A 20,782-nucleotide genomic window follows, 5' to 3' on the forward strand; every position below is an offset into this window, starting at 1 on the left:
TTATGGTGCGCTGGATCGTGCCGGATCGTGGTGGCCCGGCCCGGGCCGCCGTGCGCGGTGCCGGGTGGCGTCCGGCGCGGTCAGGGGGATGCTGAAGGCGTGCACCGTCACCAGGACGGGTGGAAAGCGGACCGACCCGGAACACTCGCCCGCGCGCTGGCGTCAAGACTGTCAGAAGTGCCAGGCAGGATGCACAACCGGCGTTGGCGCAGGCCGACGCCCGGTCTGAACTGATCATTTCGAGTCGGCTCGGGTGTCCGGACCGCTGCGGACCTCCTCCGTGGGGCGTCGCGATCACCGACCTCGGGCTCCGAAGGGGGTGCCGCGTCGCATGGCCGCTGTGGAAGCCGCCCGCGCACATGCCCAGGCGCTGCTGCGGGTGCGGGGGCTCGGGGTGGCCCTCGCCGCGCTGCCCGCCGCCCTCGCCGTGGTGCTGCTGGCCGGTCGGTTCACCGGGCGGATCGGCGCACCGGGCGCCGCCGACACGGCGGCGTGGGACACCGCCCGCTGGGTCACCGGGGTGGTCGCCGTGGTGGTCCTGACACTGGCCGCGCTGGTCGGCAGGTCCCACGCCAGGGCCGCCCCGCCGCGTACCCCGGCCGTGCCGGTGGCGCCGGCCTCCGCTCCGGAGCTGTACCGGCTGATCGGCGAGCTGGCCGAGCGCCTGGAGGTGCCGGCCCCTTCCGGAATCGCGCTCACCCCCGACTGCGACAGCTGGCTGGAGGAGGCCCACCCGGGCGGCTGGCCGTTCACCCGCCGTCGCGCCGAGCCGTCCGCGCCGGTACTGGTGATCGGCTCGCCCTTCCTGTGGTGGATGCGGGCGGGCGAGCTGCGCGCCCTGCTCGCCCCCGTGGTGGCCGGTACGGCCGCCGCCGCTGATCCCGAGATCGCCGCCGCCCGCCGCTTCGTCCGCGGCCTGGACGCCGCACTGGACACCTCCGGCACCGGCCGGCGCACCGGCCCGGCCGCACTGCTGGACGGGATCACCCGGTGGCTGCTCGCCGCCTGCCGCGACCACTCGTCGGAGCTGGAGCGCTCGGTGGCCGCCTGGGCCTCCGACCACGCCAAGGCGGTCGACTACGGGCTGCGGATCGCCGCCCAGGAGCAGGTCGGCCTCGCCTACGCGGGCTGGGACCGGCTGCTCAACCGGGTCGCGCTGCCCGCCTGGCGGCTCGGCCGGATGCCCACCCACCTGAACGCCGGCGTGGTCTCCGCGCTGACCGAGCTCTCCCGCCGCGACCGCCTCGCGGGCGGCTACGAGTCCCGGCTCGGCGACCGCCCCGCCTGCGACCTGCTGGAGGAGCCCGGCCAGGTGGACGCGGCCGTCTCGCTGCTCGCGGCCGAGCTGTTCTTCGGCACCCCGGCCACCGGCTGGCAGGACCTCGACTGGGCGGACTACCCGGCGCAGGTGGTGGACCTCGGGTGGCGTACCCAGGCCGCCGCCCTGCAGGCCGCGCTGGACGGTACGGCGGCGCCGGGCGCGGGCGGCGCCGGGCGCGGCGCGGTACGGCGCGGCGGCACCGGGCGGAGCCGCACCACCGGGCCGCCGCTGACCGGCCTGCTGGCCCGGCTCGCGGAGGGCGGGGGCGAGGCGCTGTCCGCCGCGCTGGCCACCCAGTTGGCGCGCAGCGGCCGGGGCGCGCCCCCGTTGCAGCCCGTGCGTACCGGTCGCGATCTGCTGGTCGAGCACGCGACCGCGCTGGTCTGCTGCGAGGCGATGGACTCGGGCACCGGCACCCCGGGCCTGGACTGGCTGGACGGCCCGGTGCTGCTGCTGGACGGCAAGCGCGGGCCCGACCCGGCCGGCTCGGTGGCGCAGGCGGTGGAGCAGGGCAAGGACGCCCCGTTGCGCGGCTGGCTGGAGGGCGCGGGCGTCCGGCTCGAGCGCCCCGTACGTCTGTGAGCCAGGCCGGGTTTCCGGAGGTCACGGCGGAGCACCGGGCTCCAACAGCACTTGTTGCTACCGTGGGGTGACGCAGCGCCAGCAATTTGTGGTGTGCTAGTCCGCAGCACGCACATACTTGTGGCACATGCCACCAGGCGGGGGCGCCGGGCCGGGCCCGGCAACTGTGGGAGGGGCGCGTGGGGACGGAACTCAACCGCCGCTGGGAGTCGGGCACGTTGGCACACGGTGTGTCCGACCCCTTCGGGCAAGGGCCGCTGCCCTGGCTGCGGAGTCCGGACCAGTACGTGGCCGGGGCCGGGGGCACCATCCCCTGGTACGTCAGCGTGGACGCACCCGGCCAGCAGCCGTTGGCCACCCCGCCGCCCAAGCCGCCGGTCGGCACCCCGACCACCTCGGAGGACGTGAACCAGCAGATCAAGGGCTTCGCCTCGGCCGGTGTGGTCCGCCCCGGCGGCTCGGTGGACTTCCGGGTCACGGTGAACCCGCCGCGCGAGTTCACCGTGGACGTCTACCGGATCGGCCACTACAACGGCGACGGCGCCCACCACGTGACATCGAGCCCGCTGATCGCGGGCGTGGCCCAGGCCGCGCCGCTGGTGGTCAGCCGCACCGTCTCCTGCCACCACTGGTGGCAGTCCTGGCGGCTGCAGATCCCGCAGACCTGGAGGCCGGGCGCGTACGTCGCGGTGCTCACCACCGCGGACAACCTGCACCGCAGCCACATCCCTTTCACCGTAAGGGACTTCGCCGAGTCCGGGCACCCGTGCGAGCTGCTGCTGGTGCTGCCCGACGTGACCTGGCAGGCGTACAACCTCTTCCCGGAGGACGGCCACCGCGGCGCCAGCCTCTACCACGCCTGGGACGACGGGGGCCGGCTGCTGGGCGAGCGGGAGGCCGCCGTCACGGTCTCCTTCGACCGGCCGCACGCGGGTGCCGGGCTGCCGCTGCACGTCGGCCACGCCTACGACTTCATCCGCTGGGCCGAGCGCTACGGCTACGACCTCTCTTACGCCACCGCCTCGGACCTGCACGCCGGCCTGGTCGAACCGGCCCGGCACAAGGCGCTGATCTTCCCCGGGCACGACGAGTACTGGTCCGAGCCGATGCGGCGTACCGTCGAGCGGGCCAGGGACAACGGGATTTCGCTGGTCTTCCTCTCCGCCAACACCATGTACTGGCGGGTCGAGCTGACGGCCGGTCCGTCCGGTGAGCCGAACCGGCTGCTCAACTGCCGCAAGCGCCAACGGGTTCCGGCCGGGCATCCGGGGGGCGGGGTGCCCGGCAGCCAGAGCGCGCTCTGGCGGGACGCGGGCGAGCCGGAGCAGCACCTGCTCGGCGTCCAGTACGCGGGGAGCGTGCCCACGCCCGTTCCGCTGGTGGCCCGGAACACCTCGCACTGGCTCTGGGAGGGAACCGGTCTGCGGGAGGGCGAGCAGTTGCCCGGGCTGGTCGCGGGCGAGGCGGACTGCTACTTCCCTAGGGTCGCCCTGCCGGAGAACACCGAGCGGATCCTGCTCGCCCACTCCCCGTACCGCGACGCCCTCGGCAAACCCCGCCACCAGGAGACCTCGCTCTACCGGGCCCCCAGCGGCGCGTACGTCTTCGCGGCCGGCACCTTCGCCTGGTCCCCGGCCCTCGACCGCCCCGGCCACACCGACGAGCGCATCCAGCGGGCGACGGCCAACCTGCTCGACCACGTCTGCAAGGAGGGCTAGACCGTATAAGTGCACTGCTTGCGGGGTTCGGGTCCGCCCCGGGTCTACGTATCAGGGCCTGTCCGGTGAGGCGGGCGGGAGGGCGTCCGCGGTGCGCGTTGGTCGCCCGCTTGCCTCCGGGCGCTCCCCGCGGCGGAGCCGCCGATCGGTGGGGTCGGCACCGACAGTCTCCCCCAGCCAGGGGGTACATCCCCAGCCTTCGACCGGGGGCCCCCTCGGCTCGGGGTGGGTGCCACGGGGGTTTTCCACGCCGGCGGGGCCCATGCTGGTAAGGGGTGGCAACTACGCGCGTGGAACGGGCCGGGAGGGGGCTTCGTGACAGACTCGGGGCCAGTGACCTCCCCTTTCTCGCCGAACCGGGGCGAGAACCACCCTGAGGACTGAGACACCTTGAGCGGATTTGTCACCAAGCCCGAGCCGGTCCAGGTACCCGGCCTGGTCCACCTGCACACCGGCAAGGTGCGCGATCTCTACCGTGCGGAGAACGGCGACCTGGTGATGGTGGCCAGCGACCGGACCTCCGCCTTCGACTGGGTGCTGCCGACCGACATCCCCGACAAGGGCCGGATCCTTACTCAGCTCTCGCTGTGGTGGTTCGAGCGGATCGCCGACATCGTGCCCAACCACGTGATCTCCACCGAGGTCCCGGCCGGCGCGCCCGCCGACTGGAAGGGCCGCACCCTGGTCTGCCGCGCCCTGGACATGGTCCCGGTGGAGTGCGTGGCCCGCGGCTACCTGGCCGGTTCCGGTCTGGTGGAGTACCAGGCGGACCGTACGGTCTGCGGCATCGCGCTGCCCGAGGGGCTGGAGAACGGCTCCGAACTGCCCGCGCCGATCTACACCCCGGCGCTGAAGGCCGAGGTCGGCGAGCACGACGAGAACGTCTCCTACGAGGAGACCGCCCGCCGGATCGGCGCCGAGCTGGCCGCCACCCTGCGGCAGACCACGCTGGCCGTGTACTCCCGGGCCCGGGACATCGCCCGCGAGCGGGGGATCATCCTCGCCGACACCAAGTTCGAGTTCGGCCTGCGCAACGGCGAACTGGTGATCGGCGACGAGGTGCTCACCCCGGACTCCTCCCGCTTCTGGCCCGTCCACCAGTGGGAGCCGGGCCACGCCCAGCCGTCCTTCGACAAGCAGTTCATCCGCGACTGGCTGACCTCGCCCGAGTCCGGTTGGGACCGCGGTAGCGAACTCCCGCCGCCCGCGCTGCCCGCCGACGTCGTCGAGCGCAGCCGCGCCAAGTACGTCGAGGCCTACGAGCGCCTGACCGGCCTCAGCTGGGTCTGAGGGCCGAAGGCCGCCGGAGCCCCGCGCCCTCCGGGCCGCCCGCACCCCTGGAGTCCCCGCTGCCCCAGGGGCGCGAGCGGCCCGACGGCGTGCGCCGGGGCGGCCGGACGGCACGCCCCCGTCGCGCCGCCGCCCTGACCGGCGGTCAGATCCAGCCGTGCTCGCGCGCCACCCGGACCGCCGCGTGGCGGTTCTCCGCCCCCAGCTTGGTGGCGGCGGAGGAGAGGTAGTTGCGTACCGTCCCGGGGGAGAGCGAGGCCCTTTCGGCGATCTCGGCGATCGAGGTGCCGTCGGCGGCCAGCTCCAGCACATCGGTCTCCCGGGGCGTCAGCGGGCTCTCCCCGGCGCTGATCGCGTCGGCGGCCAGCTCGGGATCCACGTACCGACCGCCGGCCCGGACGGTGCGGATGATCCCGGCCAGCTCCTCGGCCGAGACGGTCTTTGGCAGGAAGGCGCGCACCCCGACCTCCAGCGCGCGCTTCAGGTAGCCGGGGCGGCCGTGGCCGGTGACGATCATGGCCCGGCAGCCCGGCAGCCGCTTGCGCAGCTCGGCCGCCACCTCGATGCCGTCCAGACCGGGCATCTGGAGGTCGAGCACGGCGACGTCAGGCCGGTGCGCCTCGGCCATCGCCAGCGCCTCGGGCCCGGAGGCGGCCTGGGCGACCACGGTGATGTCCTCCTCCAGCGCCAGCAGGGCGGCCATCGCGCCCCGGATCAGGTGCTCGTCGTCGGCGAGCAGGACGCAGATGCCCGGCGGCGGCGCTGCGCAGGCGGGGGCTCCGGTGGTGGGCCTGGTCATCCGGTGGTCTCCTCCAGGGCGGTGTCGGTGCGGCCGTCGGCCAGGGGCAGGATCGCGGTGAGCCGGTGCCGCCCGGCGCCGGGCTTGCGGCAGGTGAGTTCGCCGCCGAGTGCGGTCAGCCGTTCGCGGAGTCCGGCCAGCCCGGTGCCGCTGCCCGTACTGGGCTTGGGGATCGTGGGCACCCCGTCGTTCTCGATCTCCAGCACGGCCCGTCCGCCGGTCAGTTCCAGCCGGATCGAGCAGTACCTGGCGTCGCTGTGCCGCAGCACGTTGGTGGTCGCCTCGCGGATCACCCAGCCGAGCACCGACTGGACGGTGGGCGGCAGGGTGCCGGTGTCCGGGGCCAGCTCGGCGGTGCACTCGACCTGGGCGGAGCGCAACACCGAGCGCGCGCCAGCCAGTTCGACCCGGAGGTCGGCGGCCCGGTAGCCGCGCACCACGTCGCGGACCTCGCGGTGCGACTCCTGGGCGATCCGCTGCACCTCGGCCATCTGGTCGGCGGCCTCCGGGCGGCCCCGGCGGGCCAGCTGGACGGCGAGCTCGCTCTTCAGTGCGATGGTGGTCAGGTTGCGGCCCATCACGTCGTGCAGGTCGCGCGAGAACCGCAACCGCTCCTCGGCCACCGCCAGCTGCGCCTGGCTCTCCCGTGCGGCGTCCAGCTCCCAGACCACCTTGATGACCCAGGCCGAGATGCGCCAGGCGGCGGCCATGAAGGCGGTCCACAAGGCGGTGATGATCACCACCCCGACCGTGGCGGGGAGGGAACACCCGGTGAAGTGCCCTACCAGGCCGATCAGTGCCACGGCCGCCGCGCAGGTCAGGATGCCGGAGCGGAGCGGCAGTGCGACGAACACCGGAGCGAGGCTGTAGGTCACCAGGTAGGCGATCGCGGTGGCGGTGGCCGGAAGCTGCTCGTCCCCGTGGGCCGGGGCGGCCAGTAGGAGCACCGGGACGGCGGCGGTCAGCAGCAGTCCGTTGGCGACCAGCCACCCGGTGGGCCTGCCGCGGCGGCCGACGTAGTGGTCCAGGGTGGCGCGCAGGGTGCAGATGGCCAGCACGGCGCCGGCTACGGAGGCCGTCATCGCGGCCGGAAGCAGGACCGGGGGGCGGGGGTGCAGGCTGGCGACGGAGTTCAGTGCGATCAGCGGCTGGATCAGCTCGGTCAGATACATCGACCAGCGGAAGTAGATCTCCGTGCGCTGCGGCTTCCCGGTGGCCCGCCAGCGTCGCACCGGTCTGCTCAGATCCACGTTTGATCGCCCCGTTCCCCCGAATCCATGATTGCGCTGTCTTCCTATCAGTCAAGGGCGTGGGCGAACTGAACCGGGGGGCGGGCGAAATGAACCGGCCTCAGCCGCGCGGCTCCCAGCGGAACCAGCGGCGGGCGGCCCAGACGGCGACGGCGATCCAGAGCACGGCCAGCCCGAGGTGCGGGAGGGCCTTGGCCCAGGTGCCGAGGAAGTCGGTGGCGGCGGAGCTGCCGTCGGTGCCGAACCAGCCGATCCGCACCAGCTGGAAGGCCGGGGTGGTGGGCAGCGCGCGGCAGAAGGTGGCGAGCTGGTGCGGCAGGATCTCCAGGGGGATCATCATTCCGGAGCCGAGCTGTGCGAGCAGCATGATCGGCAGGGTGCTGATCCCGGCGCTCTCGACGGTCTTGGTGAAGGCGCTGGTGGCGGCCGCCAGAACGACCATCAGGGCGATGCCGAGCACCAGCCCGAGCACCAGCAGGACCGGGTTCACCGGCGCCGGCAGCTTCAGCACCACGGCCCCGCCGACGCCCAGGACGACGCACTCCACGAGCGCGAGGATCACCGAGGGGACGGCCGTCCCGCCGAGTATCTCCAGATCGGTCGCCTCGCCGGTGCGCATCCGCTTGAGCACCAGGGCGATGCGGCGGCCGACGTACGCGGCGGTCAGGTTGTAGTAGACGACGAACATCAGGATCATCCCCGCCACCGCGCTGATCAAGGTGGCGTGCTGGTCGAGATCCGGCTTGTGGGTGGCCATCTGCTTGAGCATGGAGTGCACCACGAGGACCATCGCCGCCGGCATCGCCAGGGCCATGTACAGCGCGGTGCGGTTGCGCAGCAGCAGGGTGGTCTCGGCGCGGCCGAGGGCGATCAGCCGGCCGAAGGACGAGGTCCGGTCCGGAGCGGCGGTGGCGGTCAGGCTGGTCATCGGGCGGATCCGATCAGAGCGGGGGTGTCGGTGTCGTCGTTGTTGTCGGTGTCGTTGTCGGCCTCCGCGGCGATCGCCAGGAAGGCCTCTTCGAGCGAGGCACTGCGGGCGTCCAGGGCGCCGAGCTCGATCTCGTGGTGCGCCGCCCAGCCGAGCAGCTCGGTGAGGGTGGCCTGGAGCCGCGGGGTGCGCAGGGTGATCCGGCGGCCCTCGGCGCTGACCTCGGCGTCCAGCGGCGGCAGGCTGAGGTCCTGGTGGCGGCCGTGCCGCTCGGGCAGCTCGAAGGTGATCCTGGACGGGCGGTCGGCGATCACCTGGGCGACGCTGCCGCCGGTGACCACCCGGCCCCGGTGCATGATGGCGAGGCGGTCGGCGAGCTCCTGCGCCTCCTCCAGGTAGTGCGTGGTCAGCAGCACCGTGGTGCCCTGGGCCCGCAGCTCGCGGACCAGCCGCCAGACGGCGGCCCGGGCCTCCGGGTCCAGGCCGGTGGAGGGTTCGTCCAGGAAGAGCACCTCGGGACGGCCGAGCAGCGCCATGGCCAGGTCGAGCCGGCGCCGCTCGCCGCCGGAGAGCTGCTTGACCCGTACCCGGCGCCGGTCCAGCAGGCCGACCAGGTCGAGCGCCTCGTCCACCGGGCGGGCGCCGCTGGTGAGCCCGGACCAGGTGCGGCCGGTCTCGGCGACGGTGAGCTCGGAGGGGAAGCCGCCTTCCTGCAGCATGATCCCGATCCGGGGCCGGACCAGCGCCCGCGCCCGGTACGGGTCGTGGCCGAGCACCTGGACCGTTCCCCCGGTCGGGGCGGCCAGGCCCTCGATCAGCTCCATGGTGGAGGTCTTTCCCGCGCCGTTGGTACCGAGCAGGGCGAAGAGCTCACCCCGGCGGACGGTGAGGTCGATGCCGCGGACGGCGTCGAAACCGGCCGGTCCGGCGGGACCGTAGCGGCGCTGCAGGCCGCGGACCTCGATGGCGGGCTGCTGCTCGGAGGAGCTGCTGTTCTTCATGCCCTCAGCCTCCCGTCGGCCGGGCGGCGGGGGCAGTGCGTGCCGTCATCGAAGGCCGGTGCGGATCCACGGACCGGCGATGACAAATGTCATGAGTGGAGGAGTGGTGGAGATGCGCGGCCGGCGGAGAACGCCCGGGGAAAGCCGGCCGGGGTGGAGGCGGCGGCCGGATACGGCGAAGGCCCCCTCGGTCGAGGGGGCCTTCGCAACTGGAGCGGACGACGAGATTCGAACTCGCGACCCTCACCTTGGCAAGGTGATGCTCTACCAACTGAGCCACGTCCGCACGATCTTCAATTATGAGTACTGCGAGAGTACTACGAGCGGACGACGAGATTCGAACTCGCGACCCTCACCTTGGCAAGGTGATGCTCTACCAACTGAGCCACGTCCGCACGGTGCGTTTCGGCGTTTCCGCCTGGTGCACCAGCCGCCTCTCCGGTTCCCCGTTGCGGCGACGAGGAATACTCTACCCCATCTTTCGGGGTGGTCGCCCCACCCTTCCCGCCGACGCGGTCGGGGCGGGGGCGACGGGTCTGCCGGGGCGGGTCAGTTCGCCTCGGCGAAAGCCTCGTAGACGTGCTTGGGGATCCGGCCGCGGGCGGGCAGTTCCATGCCGCGCGACTGGGCCCAGGCGCGGACCGCGGCCGGGTCGGGGGTGAGCGCGGTGCGACGGAAGGACTTGCCGGTGCGGCTCTGACGGCGCCCGGCGGCGACGAACGGAGCGAGGGCCTCCCGCAGCTTCTCCGCGTTGTCCACGGACAGGTCGATCTCGTACGACTTCCCGTCTACGCCGAAGTGGACGGTTTCCGCCGCGGCGCCGCCGTCCAGGTCGTCGGAGAGCGTGACAACTACACGCTGAGCCATGGGTGTCAATCCTCTCGGGCAATTCGGCCGTCGGGCGCGGGCTGCGCTCGCCGACCCCGTGCACCGGCTGGGAATGATGAGCAGGCGGACGGCATCGGCTCATGCCGATACGCCCGACTCTCCGTTGCCGGTCGCCCTATTCTGCACCCGAAGCGGGCGGAAATCGAAGGCCTCCATGCATTCTTTTTCCGAATTTTCATCGGTCTTCACGCCTGGCGGATAGTCTCGATACGGGTGGTCGATCTGTCCGGAGTGCCGGTATTCGGGCGTTCCCGTGGATGCTCCACAAGGGGGATTTAAGCCGCCGAAAGTGGGCAGTCCAGGAGGTGGCTGAGTGCCCTGGAACCCTTGGTGCGTAAGGGGCGTTGGTCTACGCGCGTTGCCCTGACCGGCAGGCAAACTCGGCCGAAAGCCCCGGTAGTCTGAAGGTCCCCCGCCTTCACGCACCACACCACCGGGAGTGCAAGTGGCACGCGTCGTAGTCGACGTCATGCTCAAGCCGGAGATCCTCGACCCCCAGGGACAGGCGGTGCAGCGTGCACTGCCCCGTCTGGGATTCGACGGGATCGCCGATGTCCGTCAGGGCAAGCGTTTCGAACTGGAGCTGGAAGGGCCGGTGGACGACGCCGCGCTCGCCCGCATCCGCGAAGCCGCCGAGACCTTCCTCGCCAACACCGTGATCGAGGACTTCACCGTCCGCATCGAGGAGGAGGCGAAGTGACGACCCGCGTAGGCGTAGTCACTTTCCCCGGCTCTCTCGACGACCGTGACGCTCAGCGCGCGGTCCGCCTGGCCGGCGCCGAGCCGGTTGCCCTCTGGCACCGTGACAAGGATCTCCACCAGGTCGACGCGGTCGTCCTGCCGGGCGGATTCAGTTACGGCGACTATCTCCGGGCCGGTGCCATCTCCCGCTTCTCGCCTGTGATGGAGGCCGTCATCGAGCAGGCGAAGCTGGGAATGCCGGTCCTCGGCATCTGCAACGGCTTCCAGGTGCTCACTGAGTCGCACTTGCTGCCCGGTGCGATGCTCCGCAACAACCACCTGCACTTCATCTGCCGTGAGCAGAAGCTGCGCGTGGAGAATGCGGGTACCGCGTGGACGTCTGATTACCAGGCGGGACAAGAGATTTACATCCCGCTGAAGAACATGGACGGCCGCTACACCGCCGACGCCCGCACCATCGACGAGCTCGAGGCCGAGGGCCGGGTCGTTTTCCGCTACCTGGCCAGTGGTCCGGGCGAGGTGGGCAACCCGAACGGTTCGCTCAATGACATTGCCGGCATCTGCAACGCCGCCGGCAACGTCGTCGGTCTGATGCCGCACCCGGAGCACGCCGTCGAACCGCTGGTCGGCACCGGCGGGACCGATGGTCTGGGCTTCTTCACTTCCGTTCTGAAGCAGCTGGTGAACACCTGATGTCCCTCGACACCGTCAAGAACGCCGAGCAGACCCCGGACGCCGCCCAGCCCTGGGCCGAGCTCGGTCTGAAGGAAGACGAGTACGCCCGGATCCGGGAGATCCTCGGCCGCCGCCCCACCGGCGCCGAGCTGGCGATGTACTCCGTCATGTGGTCGGAGCACTGCTCGTACAAGAGCTCCAAGGTGCACCTGAAGCAGTTCGGTGAGAAGAAGCCGGACAGCAACGCGATGCTGGTCGGTATCGGCGAGAACGCCGGCGTCGTGGACGTCGGCCAGGGTTACGCGGTCACCTTCAAGGTCGAGTCGCACAACCACCCGTCGTACATCGAGCCCTACCAGGGCGCGGCCACGGGCATCGGCGGCATCGTCCGCGACATCCTGGCGATGGGCGCCCGGCCGGTCGCCGTGATGGACCCGCTGCGCTTCGGTGCGGCCGACCACCCGGACACCCGGCGCGTGCTGCCCGGGATCGTCTCGGGCATCGGCGGATACGGCAACTGCCTGGGCCTGCCCAACATCGGCGGCGAGGTCGTCTTCGACTCCTGCTACCAGGGCAACCCGCTGGTCAACGCGCTCTGCGTGGGCGTGATGAAGCACGAGGACATCCACCTCGCGCAGGCCTCGGGCGCCGGCAACAAGGTCATCCTGTACGGCGCCCGGACGGGCGGCGACGGCATCGGCGGTGTTTCGGTGCTGGCCTCGGAGACCTTCGACGCTACCGGCCCGGCCAAGCGCCCCGCCGTCCAGGTCGGCGACCCGTTCCAGGAGAAGCTGCTCATCGAGTGCACCCTGGAGATCTTCGCCGAGAAGCTGGTCAAGGGCATCCAGGACCTCGGCGGCGCCGGGCTGTCCTGCGCCACCAGCGAGCTGGCCTCGGCCGGCTCGGGCGGCATGCGGATCGAGCTGGACACCGTGCCGCTGCGCGACCACACGCTCTCGCCGGAGGAGATCCTCATGAGCGAGTCGCAGGAGCGCATGTGCGCGATCGTCGAGCCCGACAAGGTCGACCGCTTCCTGGAGATCTGCGAGAAGTGGGACGTCATCGCCACCGTGATCGGTGAGGTGACCGACGGCGAGCGCCTGGAGATCTTCTGGCACGGTGAGCTGGTGGTGGACGTACCGCCGCGCACCGTCGCCCACGAGGGCCCGACCTACCACCGCCCGTACGCCCGCCCGAGCTGGCAGGACGCGCTGCAGGCCGACGCGCCGACGGGGGCCCGGCTCGCCCGGCCCGCCGACGGCGAGGCGCTGAAGGCGGACCTGCTGAAGGTCGTCGCCTCGCCCAACCAGGCCTCCAAGGCGTGGATCACCGACCAGTACGACCGCTTCGTGCTCGGCAACACGGTGCTCGCCTCGCCCGAGGACTCCGGCATGATCCGGATCGACGAGGGGACCGACCTCGGTGTCTCCCTCGCCACCGACGGCAACGGCCGCTACACCAAGCTGGACCCGTACACCGGCGCCCAGCTGGCCCTGGCCGAGGCGTACCGCAACGTCGCGGCCGGCGGCGCCAAACCGCTCGCCGTCTCCGACTGCCTCAACTTCGGCTCCCCCGAGGACCCGGACGTGATGTGGCAGTTCGCCGAGGCCACCCGCGGCCTGGCCGACGCCTGCCAGGTGCTCGGCACCCCGGTCACCGGCGGCAACGTCTCGCTCTACAACCAGACCGGCGAGGTCGCCATCCACCCGACCCCCGTGGTCGCGGTGCTCGGCGTCATCGACGACGTCAACCGGCGCACCCCGATCGGCTTCGGCGAGGCCGGCCAGCTGCTCTACCTGCTCGGTGACACCGCCGACGAACTGGGCGGCTCCGCCTGGTCGCAGGTCATCCACGACCACCTCGGCGGCCTGCCGCCCAAGGTGGACCTGGAGCGCGAGCGGCTGCTCGGCGAGATCCTGATCGCCGCCTCGCGCGACGGCATGATCGACGCCGCGCACGACCTCTCGGACGGCGGTCTGGGCATGGCGCTGGTGGAGAGCTGCCTCAAGGGCGGCAACGGTGCCCGGGTCGTGGCGCCGGAGGGCATGGACCCGTTCGTGTTCCTGTTCTCCGAGTCGGCTGGGCGCGCGGTGGTCGCGGTGCCGCGCAGCGAGGAGGTCCGGTTCAACGACATGTGCGGTGCGCGCGGCCTCCCGGCCACCCGCATCGGTGTCGTGGACGGCGAAACCCTCGACGTCCAGGGCCAGTTCAGCGTCTCGCTGACCGAGCTCAAGGACGCGCACACCGGCGTCATCGAGGCGCTGCTCGCCTAGTCCGTTCGCGCGCGGCCCCGTCCGGGGCGGCGGAAGAGTGGTCAGGGGCGCGGGGAACCGCGCCCCTGACCGCTGTCGCGGCCGGTACTCGACCCGGCCGTGCGCCCGGTCGGCCGGTCCGCGGTTCCGCTCACCGGCGCTCTGATGATTCGTTAGCCTGCCGGGTATGACCAAGCCCCGTGTGTACGACCCCGTCAAGGTCCGCGCCGCCCTCGCCGGGCAGACCGAGGTGCTGCGCGGCGCGGTCCGCGAGCTGTGCGCCCGTCCCGAGGCCGAGGAGATGCTCGACCGGCCGACCAGGCTGGGGGACTGGAAGGTCCGGCAGCTGGTCGCGCACCTCGGCCAGGCGCTGGAGATGCTGCCCGTGCGGCTCGACGCCCGGCCGCCGGAGGGCGATCCGCTGCCCCTGGTCGAGTGGGTCGGTCTGACGCGGACCGCGGCCGCGGCGGTCGAGGAGATGGTCGAGGAGCACGCGCGGAAGGCCTTCGGGGGCACCCCCGAGGAGGTGGCCCGGGAGTTCGACCGGGTCGCCGACGCACTGCTGAGCGCCCTGGACCGCCCCGAAGTCACCGACTTCGGACGGAAGTTCGCGAGCCGCTTCGGCCCGATACTGATGACCGACGTACTGGTCACCCGTCTGGTCGAGGCCGTGGTGCACGCGGACGACCTCGCGGACGCGCTCGGCCTGGCCGGCTTCCCGCACGTCAAGCAGGCGGTGGCCGCCGTCACCCGGCTGCTGGCCGACGCGTTCGCCGCGCAGGTCCCCGGAGGCTCAGTGGAGTTGAGGATCCCCCCGTACGCCGTGGTGCAGGCCGTACCCGGGCCGAGGCACACCCGGGGCACCCCGCCGAACGTCGTCGAGACCGACCCGCTCAGCTGGATCCGCCTCGCCACCGGACGCACCGACTGGGCCGCCGCGGTCGAGTCCACCGCGGTCTCGGCCAGCGGGGAGCGCAGCGACCTCTCCGGGTACCTGCCCGTCATGGGCTGACGGACGCCTGTGCCGAAGCCGTAGCGGAGGGCCAAGTAAGCTCACCAACCGGCCGGAGAGGCAAGGACGATGGGGGAGTGGGCATGACCGGGCAGGGCCACGCGATACCGCCGCTGCGGGCCGGACGGCGCCCGGCCGGGGCCGCGCTGCTGGGCTGGCTGGACGACGACCGAGCCCCCCGGCTCTGCCGGATCGCCGGAGCACCCGGCTCGGGCAAGACCCACCTGCTGGAGTGGCTGGTCCAGGCCTGCGGCGGTGAAGTTGCCCCGGAGCGGCGGCTGCACGCCGCGGTCCCGGCCGACGGCACGAGCGTCCGGGGCGTGGTCTGGGCGCTCGGCCGCCGACTCGGCGTGGTCGCCCGCACTCCCGGTGACCTGCTCAGCGCGCTGGCCGAGGGCGACGGCCGGACGGTCGTCTGCCTGCCCGGCCTCAACCGGGCCGCCGACCCCGCCCGGTTGGTCGCCGAACTCCTCGACCCGCTGCTACGCCTGCCCCGGGTCCGGCTGATCGTGGAGGCCCCGGAGGGCAGTCCCGAGGCGCTCGGCCTCACCGCCGTCGAGCAGCCCGCCGTCCTCGACCTCGACCTGCCGCAGTGGACCGACCAGGCCCGCTACCAGCGCTGGTGCGCGGGCCTGAACGCCGACCCCGCCGGCTACCCGAGCCCGGGCGCCGCGCTCGGCCGCACCCGGCCCGACGCTCCCGCCACCGTGGCCCAACTGGCCGCCCGGGTGCCGCGCCGCGGTGACGGCGGCCTCGACCCGACCGCCGCCGACGAGCGGGTGCTCTCCGAACTCTGGACGGCGACCACCCGCGAGGGCGGCACCGTCGGGTTGCTGGCCGACCCGGCCATGCTCACCTGTGCGGGGCCGGTCGCGGTGACCGCCGCCCTGGAGGACATCGGCGGCCCGATCCCGGCCGCCTGGGACGCGGCCGGGCCGGCGCTGATCGCCGAACCCGACCCCGGCGTACGGGCCGCCCTGCTGCGCACCCGGCTGATCGGCCTGGACGACCGGGCCGCCGAGCGGCTCGCCACCGTGCCCGCGCCCTGGCGCGGGGCCTGGGCGCTCTGGCCCAACTCCTCGATCGGCTGGCCCGGTCCGGTGGCCTCGCTGGCTCTCGGCGCGGGCGCCTACGCGGGCCAACTGCTGCTCGCCGACCCGGGGGGCACCGTCCGCACCGTCCAGGCGGAGACCGGTGTCCCGCTGGCCCGGGTGGCCACGCCGGGTCCCGAGCCGTTGCGGGCGCTCGCCGTCACCGCCGTCGGCGAGGTGCTGCTGCTGGACGCCTCGGGCGGCCTGGAGGCGGTACCGGCTCCAGGGGGCGCCGCCGAACAGCCCTCGGCGACGGCGGGCCCGCTGGACGCGCTGCGCGGTGCGGCCGAGGGCGGCCTGAGCGCGCTGGCCACCGTCCCCGGCCTGCCCGGCTCGGCGCCCGCGGTGGCCGACGAGTCCGGTTCGGTGCACTGGTACCAGGACGGCGCGGTACTCACCGAGCGGCTGCACGCCGGCCCGGTGACGGCGCTCGCGGGTGCCGTCGTGGACGGCCGTCCGGTGCTGGTCTGCGGCGGCTTCGACGGGACCGTCCGGGCCTGGTGGCCCGGTACGGCGCCACACGCCGAGCCGTCGGCCCGTCGTCAGGGGCCGGTCAACGCGGTCGCCGCGGCCGGGACCCCGGCCGGCCTGGTGCTCGCCGCCGCCTGGGCCGACGGCCTGGTCCGGATCAGCGCGCCGCACCGCCTCGAGCCGCTGGACCTGCGCCTCGGCTCCCAGGTCTGGGCCCTCACCCTGGCCGACGGCCGGCTGGTCCTCGGCACCTCGGACGGCATCGCCGCGATCGAGTACTGACCCGAAACGCGGGGGACCGCGTGGGCTGCCGGGGCCGCTCGCGCGGCCCGGTGGGGCGGGGCCCCGCGGTTACGGCACGCTCGGACCGCTGATGTAGGTGCCGTCGGCGGTGTACGGCCAGGCGTTGGGAAGGCAGCCGTTGAGGCCGTAGATCTGCTGCATCATCGCCGGGGCGAGCTTGCCCTTGCCGGGGCAGCCTTCGTGGCCGTGGCCGATCCGGTGGCCGACCTCGTGATTGATGATCAGGGCGCGGTAGTCGTCGATCGATCCGGTGAACTGCGGCGAACCGGTGTTCCAGCGCTTGAGGTTGACCACGACCTGCGGGCCGACGTCGCAGTTCACCTCGCCGCCGGTGTTCAGTCCACCGGTCGCGCAGATCGCGTCGACGGTGGCCGGTGAGGCGATCTTGATGGTGAAGTCGTACTTGCCGTCGGACACCAGCTGGAAGCCGTCCTTGCCGTTGGTGGTCCAACTCCGCTTGTCGGAAAGGATGTTGTGGATCTGCTTGGCGGCGGCCTGGGCGTCGATCCCGATGCCGTCCTCGACCTCGACCTTGTAGCGGCGGATGTTGCCCTGCCCGGCGGCGGCGCCGTCGGCGACGGCCGTGGTGAAGGAGCCCTTGCCCTTGGCCGGTCCGGGGTCGGCCGAACCGCTCGCCGAGGACGAGGACGAGGACGGCGACGACGAGGGCGAGGACGTGGCGCCAGGTGAACTCGGCGTCTCCACCCGGCCGCTGGGGCTGTCCGAACCGCCGGCGGCGGGCGACTCGCTCATCGACGGGACCGCCCGGGCCTGGGTGGTCGGACCGGCGGTCGGCCTGTCGCTGCCGCCGCCGGGCACCACCAGCGCGGCGGCCGCGGCGAGGCCTCCGCCCAGCAGTGCGAGCTGAATGGCCAGTCTGCGTCGCTTGGCCTGCCGGCGTCGTCTGGCCTGCCGGCGGTTCGGGGCGGCCTGGGACCGGCTCTTCGTAGTTGCTCGCACGCGTACGCTCTCTGGTCGCCCGACAGGGTGATGCACTGTCAACTCGTTGACGGTGTCGACCACCCTTGCATGCCGCGCGGCGGGCTGTCCACATACTCCCAATTCGGCTGGAGCGCAAGACCCCCGATGCCACGGATGGTGCCCGAACGCCTCCGGACCGTGTGCGGGGCGCGGATGGCAGACTTCACTGCATGACCAACTACAAGAACCTGCTCGGCGGACCGGAGCCGACCCTGCTGCCCGAGGACGAGCAGCCGTACCGGATGCTCGGCGAGGAGTCGGCGTCCCCGACCCAGGTCGCGGCGGCGTTCCCGACCTTCTCGCTGGCCTGGGCGATGCTCGCCGACGACGCCTTCGACGCCGGTCGAGTGGTGGAGTCGTACGCCTACGCGCGCACCGGTTACCACCGGGGCCTGGACGCGCTGCGCCGCAACGGCTGGAAGGGCCACGGCCCGGTGCCGTGGGAGCACCGGGGCAACCGGGGGTTCCTGCGCTGCCTCGCGGGCCTGGCCCGCGCGGCGGAGGCGATCAAGGAGACCGAGGAGGCCGAGCGCTGCTGGCAGTTCCTGCGCGACAGCAGCGCGGAGGCGTACGCCGAGCTCAAGCAGTAGCTGACCGCCACTCATGCCGAAGGGGTGCCCTCCGCCGTCGCGGAGGGCACCCCTGGCGCTTTCGGGGCCCGGTAGCCCGGTGGGCCGGGACCTCGCCCGGTGGGCCGGGACCTACTCGATGCCGCCGGGCCCTACTTGATGCGGTTGCCGGCCGAGCGCAGCTGCTGGGCGGCCTCGAGCACGCGGGCGGCCATGCCCGCCTCGGCCAGCTTGCCCCAGGTGCGCGGGTCGTAGGTGCTCTTCTTGCCGACCTCGCCGTCGACCTTCAGCACACCGTCGTAGTTCTTGAACATGTGGTCCGCGACCGGCCGGGTGAACGCGTACTGGGTGTCGGTGTCGAGGTTCATCTTCACGACGCCGTTCTCCAGCGCGGTGGCGATCTCCTGCGGGGTGGAGCCGGAGCCGCCGTGGAAGACGAAGTCGAACGGGTCGGTCTTGCCGTACTGCTTGCCGATCGCGTCCTGCAGCTCGCGCAGCAGCTCCGGCTTCAGCACCACGTTGCCCGGCTTGTAGACACCGTGGACGTTGCCGAAGGAGGCGGCCAGCAGGTAGCGGCCCTTCTCGCCCAGGCCCAGGGCCTCGGCGGTGCGGACGGCGTCGTTGACGGTGGTGTACAGCTCGTCGTTGATCTCGTGCGAGACGCCGTCCTCCTCGCCACCGGTCGGGGTGATCTCGACCTCAAGGATGATCTTGGCGGCGGCGGCCTGGGCGAGCAGCTCCTGGGCGATGGTCAGGTTGTCGCTCAGGGTCTCGGCGGAGCCGTCCCACATGTGCGACTGGAAGAGCGGGTTCTGGCCCTTGGCCACGCGCTCGGCGGAGATCGCCAGCAGCGGGCGGACGTAGCCGTCCAGCTTGTCCTTCGGGCAGTGGTCGGTGTGCAGCGCGACGGTGATGTCGTACTTGGCGGCCACGATGTGGGCGAACTCGGCGAGCGCGACGGCGCCGGTCACCATGTCCTTCTTGTGCTGGCCGCCGAGGAACTCCGCGCCACCGGTGGAGATCTGGATGATGCCGTCGCTCTCGGCCTCGGCGAAACCGCGCAGGGCGGCGTGCAGCGTCTGTGACGAGGTGACGTTGATGGCCGGGTAGGCGAACTTGCCTGCCTTGGCCCGGTCGAGCATCTCGTTGTAGACCTCGGGAGTTGCGATGGGCATGCGAATCCGCTCCTGTCGGTGTGGGGCGCTCGGACGACTCTGTCCAAGACGCGGTACGCCTGGGTCGAAATGAGGCACTTGCTGGCCGGCGCGACGCTGCGCTGCGGCTCCGGCACCCGGTTCGACGGTGCCGACCGCGGTACGAGGGACGAGGGTGGTTCCATGACCGCGAGGCGGACACCTGTGCCATCTTCCCAGACTCGTCCCCCGGGGTCACCCAGCGGCCCACCACCTGGGACGGAGCCCTTCGAAGCGGGCCGCGAAGGTGCTGCCGGGGCCCCGGCAGCACCGGTGTCTTCAGCTCTTCGCCAGCCCGGAACGCTATCCTGCGCGCGTGGACACCATGAACCAGCTAGCCGTCAACGTGCTCGACGCAAAGTCGCTGATCTCGTCGCTGGGTGCCATCGGGCTGCTCGCGATCATCTTCGCCGAGACGGGCCTGCTGATCGGGTTCTTCTTTCCCGGCGACTCCCTACTGATCCTGGCCGGAGTGGCCGCCTCCAGCGCCGCCTCCACGGTGCTCGGCGAGGGCGCCAGGCTCCCGGCCGCGGTGCTCTTCCTCGGCGCGCCGATCTGCGCCGTCGCCGGAGCGCAGCTCGGCCATCTGATCGGCGCCAAGGTCGGACCACGGCTGTTCGACAAGCCCGAGTCGAAGATCTTCCGCCGGGAGTACGTGGTCAAGGCGGAGGAGTACTTCGACAAGTTCGGCCCGGCGAAGGCCGTGGTGATGGCCCGCTTCATCCCGATCGTGCGGACCTTCCTCAACCCGGTCGCGGGCACGCTGGAGATGCCGGCCAGGACCTTCTTCACCTGGAACGTGGTCGGCGGTGTGCTGTGGACCGAGTCCATGCTGGCGATCGGCTACTTCTTCGGTGACGCGATGGCGCCGGTGATCGACAAGTACCTGATCCCGGCGATGGCGCTGATCGTCCTGATCTCGGTCTCGCCGATCATCGTCGAGGTGCTGCGGGAGCGCAAGAAGAAGAAGGCCGGCCCGGCCACCGAGGGCGGCGAGCCGGTCGGCACCGGGGGCGGCCGCCACCGCAAGGTCTGAACGGGGCGGCCCGGACGACGGCGACGGCCGGTGTTTCACGTGAAACCACGTGAAACACCGGCCGTCGCCGTATCTGCTCGACCCGCGGGCTTACAGGCCCAGGTCGTCCAGGGTGTAGGCGGTGTAGTAGCGCAGGCCCGCCTTTTCGATCGCCGGGGCCGCGCCGCGCTCCACGATCACCGCGACGCCGACCACCTCGGCGCCGGCCTCACGCAGCGCCTCGACGGCGGTGAGCACCGATCCGCCGGTGGTGGAGGTGTCCTCGACCGCCAGCACCCGGCGGCCCTTGACGTCCGGGCCCTCGATCCGGCGCTGCAGACCGTGCGCCTTGCCCGTCTTGCGGACCACGAAGGCGTCGAGCTTGCGGCCGCGGGCGGCGGCGGCGTGCATCATCGCGGTGGCCACCGGGTCGGCGCCCAGGGTCAGCCCGCCCACGGCGTCGTACTCCAGGTCCGCGGTGGCGTCCAGCATGACCTTGCCCACCAGCGGCGCCGCCTCGGCGTCCAGCGTGACGCGGCGCAGGTCCACGTAGTAGTCGGCCTCCAGGCCGGAGGAGAGGGTGACCTTGCCGTGTACGACGGCCTTGTCCTTGATCTGCGCCAGCAGGGCGTCGCGGTCATTGTTCATGAGCAGCCAGTCTAGGCCCCGGACCCCTGCGCGACCGCGAAGGGCCCGCACCGGCACGGCGGAACCCGGGGAGCCGGAACCGGCCGCGCACGC

General features: G+C 72.4%; 18 protein-coding genes and 2 tRNA genes. 10 read left to right on the forward strand and 10 right to left on the reverse strand.

The window, feature by feature from the left end; all coding sequences use genetic code 11:
* Positions 1 to 331 precede the first annotated feature (331 nt).
* From ACZ5ON_RS23570 to ACZ5ON_RS23580, 3 genes are all read left to right on the forward strand, one after another.
* The gene (locus ACZ5ON_RS23570; RefSeq protein ID WP_465596016.1) at positions 332 to 1,903 is read left to right on the forward strand and encodes a hypothetical protein; all 1,572 of its coding nucleotides are present in this window, start codon (positions 332 to 334) and stop codon (positions 1,901 to 1,903) included.
* Between the two features lie 179 nt (positions 1,904 to 2,082).
* Positions 2,083 to 3,621, forward strand: a complete 1,539-nt coding sequence (locus ACZ5ON_RS23575) for a N,N-dimethylformamidase beta subunit family domain-containing protein (protein ID WP_465596019.1) — start codon at positions 2,083 to 2,085, stop codon at positions 3,619 to 3,621.
* 390 nt (positions 3,622 to 4,011) lie between these two features.
* A complete protein-coding gene (locus ACZ5ON_RS23580) occupies positions 4,012 to 4,911 on the forward strand; it encodes a phosphoribosylaminoimidazolesuccinocarboxamide synthase (protein ID WP_465596022.1) in 900 nt (299 codons plus the stop codon).
* Between the two features lie 145 nt (positions 4,912 to 5,056).
* On the opposite strand, the gene ACZ5ON_RS23585 is transcribed toward ACZ5ON_RS23580, so the two are convergent.
* The 7 genes from ACZ5ON_RS23585 to ACZ5ON_RS23615 all read right to left on the reverse strand — a co-directional run bounded on the left by ACZ5ON_RS23585 (position 5,057) and on the right by ACZ5ON_RS23615 (position 9,756).
* A complete protein-coding gene (locus ACZ5ON_RS23585; protein WP_465596025.1) occupies positions 5,057 to 5,710 on the reverse strand; it encodes a response regulator in 654 nt (217 codons plus the stop codon).
* Entirely contained in the window at positions 5,707 to 6,960 is a 1,254-nt protein-coding gene (locus tag ACZ5ON_RS23590) for a sensor histidine kinase (RefSeq protein WP_465596028.1), read from the reverse strand. Before ACZ5ON_RS23590 ends, ACZ5ON_RS23585 begins: the two co-directional genes overlap by 4 nt.
* Before the next feature lie 100 nt (positions 6,961 to 7,060).
* On the reverse strand, positions 7,061 to 7,888 hold the full coding sequence (locus tag ACZ5ON_RS23595; RefSeq protein WP_465596031.1) for an ABC transporter permease: 828 nt from the start codon (positions 7,886 to 7,888) through the stop codon (positions 7,061 to 7,063).
* Positions 7,885 to 8,889, reverse strand: a complete 1,005-nt coding sequence (locus ACZ5ON_RS23600; RefSeq protein ID WP_465596034.1) for an ABC transporter ATP-binding protein — start codon at positions 8,887 to 8,889, stop codon at positions 7,885 to 7,887. The genes ACZ5ON_RS23595 and ACZ5ON_RS23600 overlap by 4 nt, the downstream gene beginning before the upstream one ends.
* A 210-nt stretch (positions 8,890 to 9,099) precedes the next feature.
* Positions 9,100 to 9,175 (reverse strand) — tRNA-Gly (locus ACZ5ON_RS23605).
* 36 nt (positions 9,176 to 9,211) lie between these two features.
* A tRNA-Gly gene (locus ACZ5ON_RS23610) sits at positions 9,212 to 9,284 on the reverse strand.
* 154 nt (positions 9,285 to 9,438) lie between these two features.
* A complete protein-coding gene (locus ACZ5ON_RS23615; RefSeq protein WP_030304494.1) occupies positions 9,439 to 9,756 on the reverse strand; it encodes a histone-like nucleoid-structuring protein Lsr2 in 318 nt (105 codons plus the stop codon).
* A 466-nt stretch (positions 9,757 to 10,222) separates the two neighbouring features.
* On the opposite strand from ACZ5ON_RS23615, the gene purS reads away from it, so the two are divergent.
* The 5 genes from purS (at position 10,223) to ACZ5ON_RS23640 (ending at position 16,262) form a co-directional block, all read left to right on the forward strand.
* Positions 10,223 to 10,477 carry a phosphoribosylformylglycinamidine synthase subunit PurS gene (gene purS, locus ACZ5ON_RS23620; protein WP_344639188.1) on the forward strand — a complete coding sequence of 85 codons (255 nt, stop codon included), beginning with the start codon at positions 10,223 to 10,225 and terminating at the stop codon, positions 10,475 to 10,477.
* Entirely contained in the window at positions 10,474 to 11,172 is a 699-nt protein-coding gene (gene purQ, locus ACZ5ON_RS23625) for a phosphoribosylformylglycinamidine synthase subunit PurQ (RefSeq protein ID WP_465596039.1), read from the forward strand. The genes purS and purQ overlap by 4 nt, the downstream gene beginning before the upstream one ends.
* On the forward strand, positions 11,172 to 13,427 hold the full coding sequence (gene purL, locus ACZ5ON_RS23630; RefSeq protein WP_465596042.1) for a phosphoribosylformylglycinamidine synthase subunit PurL: 2,256 nt from the start codon (positions 11,172 to 11,174) through the stop codon (positions 13,425 to 13,427). Before purQ ends, purL begins: the two co-directional genes overlap by 1 nt.
* Before the next feature lie 166 nt (positions 13,428 to 13,593).
* Positions 13,594 to 14,418, forward strand: a complete 825-nt coding sequence (locus tag ACZ5ON_RS23635) for a maleylpyruvate isomerase family mycothiol-dependent enzyme (RefSeq protein ID WP_465596045.1) — start codon at positions 13,594 to 13,596, stop codon at positions 14,416 to 14,418.
* A gap of 83 nt (positions 14,419 to 14,501) precedes the next feature.
* On the forward strand, positions 14,502 to 16,262 hold the full coding sequence (locus tag ACZ5ON_RS23640; protein ID WP_465596048.1) for a P-loop NTPase family protein: 1,761 nt from the start codon (positions 14,502 to 14,504) through the stop codon (positions 16,260 to 16,262).
* A gap of 69 nt (positions 16,263 to 16,331) precedes the next feature.
* Here the strand turns inward: ACZ5ON_RS23640 and ACZ5ON_RS23645 are convergent, their stop codons facing one another.
* Positions 16,332 to 17,243, reverse strand: coding sequence for a DUF3152 domain-containing protein (locus tag ACZ5ON_RS23645; protein WP_465596051.1), 912 nt, complete (start codon positions 17,241 to 17,243; stop codon positions 16,332 to 16,334).
* A gap of 191 nt (positions 17,244 to 17,434) precedes the next feature.
* Here ACZ5ON_RS23645 and ACZ5ON_RS23650 point away from each other — a divergent pair, with 191 nt between their 5' ends.
* Positions 17,435 to 17,854 (forward strand): DUF3151 domain-containing protein, encoded by a 420-nt coding sequence (locus ACZ5ON_RS23650; RefSeq protein ID WP_465596054.1) that lies wholly within the window; start codon positions 17,435 to 17,437, stop codon positions 17,852 to 17,854.
* 131 nt (positions 17,855 to 17,985) lie between these two features.
* On the opposite strand, the gene fbaA is transcribed toward ACZ5ON_RS23650, so the two are convergent.
* On the reverse strand, positions 17,986 to 19,008 hold the full coding sequence (gene fbaA / locus ACZ5ON_RS23655; protein WP_465596057.1) for a class II fructose-bisphosphate aldolase: 1,023 nt from the start codon (positions 19,006 to 19,008) through the stop codon (positions 17,986 to 17,988).
* A gap of 343 nt (positions 19,009 to 19,351) precedes the next feature.
* Between fbaA and ACZ5ON_RS23660 the strand changes: the two genes are divergently transcribed.
* Positions 19,352 to 20,062, forward strand: coding sequence for a DedA family protein (locus tag ACZ5ON_RS23660; protein ID WP_465596289.1), 711 nt, complete (start codon positions 19,352 to 19,354; stop codon positions 20,060 to 20,062).
* 90 nt (positions 20,063 to 20,152) lie between these two features.
* Here the strand turns inward: ACZ5ON_RS23660 and pyrE are convergent, their stop codons facing one another.
* Entirely contained in the window at positions 20,153 to 20,689 is a 537-nt protein-coding gene (pyrE, locus tag ACZ5ON_RS23665) for an orotate phosphoribosyltransferase (RefSeq protein ID WP_465596060.1), read from the reverse strand.
* Positions 20,690 to 20,782: the final 93 nt, after the last annotated feature.

The organism is Kitasatospora sp. NPDC032150, assembly GCF_055579945.1.